The organism is Xanthomonas sp. SHU 166 (assembly GCF_000364685.1).
Taxonomy (GTDB): Bacteria; Pseudomonadota; Gammaproteobacteria; order Xanthomonadales; family Xanthomonadaceae; genus Xanthomonas_A; species Xanthomonas_A sontii.
The window spans coordinates 1-3,543 of sequence record NZ_AQOJ01000987.1 but is presented as its reverse complement, the minus strand read 5'-3'; the positions used below and the strand labels follow the sequence as shown (position 1 = coordinate 3,543).

At 67.5% G+C, this 3,543-nt stretch carries 5 protein-coding genes and 1 pseudogene; 1 reads left to right on the top strand and 5 read right to left on the bottom strand.

Annotation, left to right across the window (positions count from 1 at the left end; genetic code table 11):
• Positions 1 to 228: pseudogene (locus D180_RS21990) on the bottom strand (DNA lesion error-prone repair protein ImuA); the annotation flags it as partial.
• Positions 228 to 836 (bottom strand): transcriptional repressor LexA, encoded by a 609-nt coding sequence (lexA, locus tag D180_RS21985; protein ID WP_043091544.1) that lies wholly within the window; start codon positions 834 to 836, stop codon positions 228 to 230. The gene lexA and the pseudogene D180_RS21990, both read right to left, overlap by 1 nt.
• A 177-nt stretch (positions 837 to 1,013) precedes the next feature.
• On the opposite strand from lexA, the gene D180_RS21980 reads away from it, so the two are divergent.
• Positions 1,014 to 2,288, top strand: coding sequence for a DUF6624 domain-containing protein (locus tag D180_RS21980; RefSeq protein WP_157835503.1), 1,275 nt, complete (start codon positions 1,014 to 1,016; stop codon positions 2,286 to 2,288).
• Between the two features lie 68 nt (positions 2,289 to 2,356).
• On the opposite strand, the gene D180_RS21975 is transcribed toward D180_RS21980, so the two are convergent.
• The 3 genes from D180_RS21975 to D180_RS22575 all read right to left on the bottom strand — a co-directional run.
• Entirely contained in the window at positions 2,357 to 2,713 is a 357-nt protein-coding gene (locus D180_RS21975) for an XRE family transcriptional regulator (protein ID WP_017914473.1), read from the bottom strand.
• Entirely contained in the window at positions 2,710 to 3,051 is a 342-nt protein-coding gene (locus D180_RS21970) for a type II toxin-antitoxin system RelE/ParE family toxin (RefSeq protein ID WP_017914472.1), read from the bottom strand. The genes D180_RS21975 and D180_RS21970 overlap by 4 nt, the downstream gene beginning before the upstream one ends.
• Positions 3,052 to 3,104: 53 nt before the next feature.
• On the bottom strand, positions 3,105 to 3,543 hold a 439-nt coding region (locus tag D180_RS22575; RefSeq protein WP_017914471.1), incomplete at its 5' end, for a citrate/2-methylcitrate synthase.

Sequence of the window (3,543 nt, the reverse complement as noted above, 5' to 3'; positions counted from 1 at the left end):
GCCCCGCGACAGCCGCGCCAGCGTTGGCCACAGCAGCTGCAGTTCGCCGATGCCGTCGGCGGCGTGCAGCAGCTCGGTCAGCGCCATCTCCGGCCAGCCGCGTGCGGGCAGCACCGCGTCCAGCGCGGCGTGCCCGGTGGGCTGCGCGCTCGGCGGCAGCGCCGTTGGCTGGCCGCGCCAGACCCGGCGCTCGGCCAGCAGGCGGTCGAGGGCGACGACGGCGGCCATCAGCCGGGCCGGATCAGGCCGCAGTAATGCCCTTCGATGGCGAAGTCCTGCCCGGGAGCGACCGCGATCGGCGCATAGGCAGGATTGCGCGGCAGCAGCGCGATGCCATCGCCATCGGCGCGGTAGCGCTTGATGGTGAGTTCGCCGTCCAGCCGTGCCACCACGATCTGGCCGTTGCGCGCATCGGCGGCGCGGCGCACCCCGACCAGGTCGCCGTCGAGGATGCCGTCGTCGATCATCGAGTCGCCCTGCACCCGCAGCAGGTAGTCCGGGCGCAGCGCGAACACCGCGCGGTCCAGGCGCAACTGCTGGTCCAGGCCGATGTCGGCGCCGATCGGCACGCCGGCGGCGACCCGGCCCAGCACCGGCAACTGCAGCAGTTCGCTACGCGTGCCGGCCTGCGCCGGGCGCAGGCTGCGCGCCTGCTGCGGCACCTGCGCCAGCAGCCCGGCCTCGACCAGCGCCTGCACGTGCTTGCGCGCGGCATTGCGCGAGGCGAAGCCGAAGCGTTCGGCGATCTCGGCCAGGCTTGGCGGCCGCCCGTCCTGCTCGATGCAGGCATGGACGTAGGCGAGGATGGCGGCGCGCTGCGGGGACAGGGTGGTCATGGTGTACATTTGTACACCTTCGGCGGTGCCTTTGGCGAATGGATGTGCTGAATGCTTTTGGAGGAGACGCTGTCGGTTTTTCCGGGGTAGCCGTTCTTGGGCGGTACCGCGGGTCTGGATGACGCCCGTTCGTCGCCGCATCCTTTCTGGTCGTGACTGCTTGCGGTGGAGTCCGCGATGAGCATGATGGTCATCTGGGGCAGACTCATGGTGCCTGGCCGCTGCGGCCGGGCGCCATTGTTGAGTTCACCGAGTGGAGTTGCAGGTTGTCTGCGGCTGCTGCCGGTACTGCAGCTGACCGGGCAGCGTGTCGCGTCTGGAGCTGTCGAGATGAGCGCCTTGACAAGCACACGGGGTGACGTCGCGATGGGCAGATTGGTCAGGGGTTGGAGTTGTGTGTTGCTCGGCGCCTTGGCGGTGTCCGGGCACGCTGCAGGGATCGCTCAGCAGGATCTGCGGGACGCACTCCTGGCCTTTCGCGCCAAGGCGAGCGTCGGGCCTTTGGGGCCAGAAGAATTGCGCGAAGTGGCGAAGGTGCTGGATGGTGGTATTCCGTCCGAAGGCCAGGTCGGCTGCGAAGGGATCAATGCCTTGGGAGCGATCGTGCTCGCGTCGCGCGGTGATGGGAAACTCCAGAGTAGGCTCATGGACGCGCTCTACGAGCGTGTGGGAGATGATGTCGACGCCGAGGGCTATGCCGAACTGGCTGACCGCGTGGCGCTCTCCAGCGGAAAGAAGCCGTCCTACGGTGCAGTCCCCGAACTGAAGGACGGCGTGCTCCGGCTGCAAGAGGGCTTGAGCGAGATGGCGGTGAATGAGGAGCGTGATGACCTGGGGCTTGCTCCCATCGCTGTGGGCCTTCGGGCTGCGAGTGACCTGATCTCTGTCGGCGTGCCCTATGACCAAGTGATCGGTGGGGCCGCGTTATGCCAGCGGCCGCCACCCATCACGCATCCCGATCTGAGGCGCTCTCTAAATGAGCGATACGCGCGGGACCAGAAGCTGAGGGAAGCGTGGGACGAGGCAGGGACGGGGGCGGATTCCGCCGAAGCGAGGGCGGCAGACGCCGACGATGCCAAGAACGCGGTGTTCGTTGCGGATGTGCTCAAGAAGTACGGCTTTCCCGACGCGCAAATGGTGGGGCGCAAGGGCGTCATGGCGTTCTACATCCTGGTGCAGCACTCCCACAGTCCTGAGCTGATACGGGAGGCGCTCGGAATGGCGCGGCCGCTGGTGCTCCGGGGCGAGATGGCTCGCCATGATTACGCACTCATGGTCGATCGACTGCGCATGTACCAGGGGAAAGAGCAGATTTACGGCTCTCAGGTCAGCGAGGATGGCGGAAAGGTCGAGCCGTATCCGATCCAGGACAGGGCATCGCTGGATCGCCGGCGGGAGATCATGGGGATGGAACCGTTCGATGCATACCTGAGCTCGATGCAAGGCAATTGATCAAGACCATGTCATTGGCGGGTGCCAATGTCCGAGGCCATGCGTTGAGTCGCAGGGTGGAAATTGCGTCAGCGCAGGATGCCGGCCGAAGTCTTGGCCTTCGCCGTTGGCTGTTTGCCGACTGACCTGTCCGACTGCACGGCGACCAAGTCGATCTGGATCCGGTAGCCCAGCGCGGTGGCGGCACGGCTCAACGTGTCCAGGGTGAGGCTGGTGTCGGTGGCGTCCAGCATGCGGTCCAGTTGCGAGCGACTGGTGTTCATGCGCCGGGCCAGTGCGCTCTTGGTGAGCTTGGCGGACTTCATCGCTTCGGCGACCTGCCAGGCGATCACGCGCTTGGCGGCGAGTGCGGCGGTGTTTTCGAGGATGCCTTCCTCGGTCAGGAAGCTGTCAAAGCTGGACCCGATATGGGGATTGCGGCTCATTGCATCACCTTGTCTCTGCGGCGTTTGGCGGTGGCGAGATCGGCGCTCGGGGTCTTGCCCGACTTCTTGACGATGCCGTGCAGCAGCACCATGTCCGATCCAACGGTGGTGAAAAAAATCCGCGCAATGCCTTCGGGAATCGCGCTGCGCACTTCCCACAGGCGCTGGTCCAGCTTGCGCACCAGAGGCATGCCGAGCGGCCACCCCAACTGCACCGTCTTGATGTCGCCGCCGATCGCTTTCCTGGCATCGGCCGACACCGCTTCCCTGAGCCAGACCCGCACCGGCTCGACGCCCGATGCGGCACGGTAGAAGCGCACGTCCAGTGTGGTCTCCATGGCGGCATGGTGTACCAATCTTGGTGCATACGCAAGGTGCGTTCGCCGCCCTTTCAGCCGCGCCCAGCGCCATCCTCCGGCATCGCCCCGGTGTAGCGGGCGCGTGGCCGGATCAGCTTGCCCAGGGCCTGCTGCTCCAGGGCGTGGGCCAGCCAGCCGGCCTGGCGGGCGGCGGCGAACAGCACTAGGGCGTGCGCGGCGGGCAGGTCGTGGACGAAGCAGAGTGCGGCGAGCAGGCAGTCGATGTTCGGGCGCTGGCCGCTGCAGTCCTGGGCGGCGGCGATCACCGTTTCCACGTGCTGCATGCGCGCGCTGCCGGCACAGCGTTCGCGCAGCAGGCGCAGCACTTCGGCCGCGCGCGGGTCGCCGTCGGGGTACAGGGCGTGGTGGAAGCCGGGCAGGTCGTCGCCGCGCTGCCAGCGTTCGGCGATCAGGGCGGCGGCGCTGGGCGCGTCCTGGGCGTCGCGCAGCAGGGCGTGGGCGCGGGCGGTG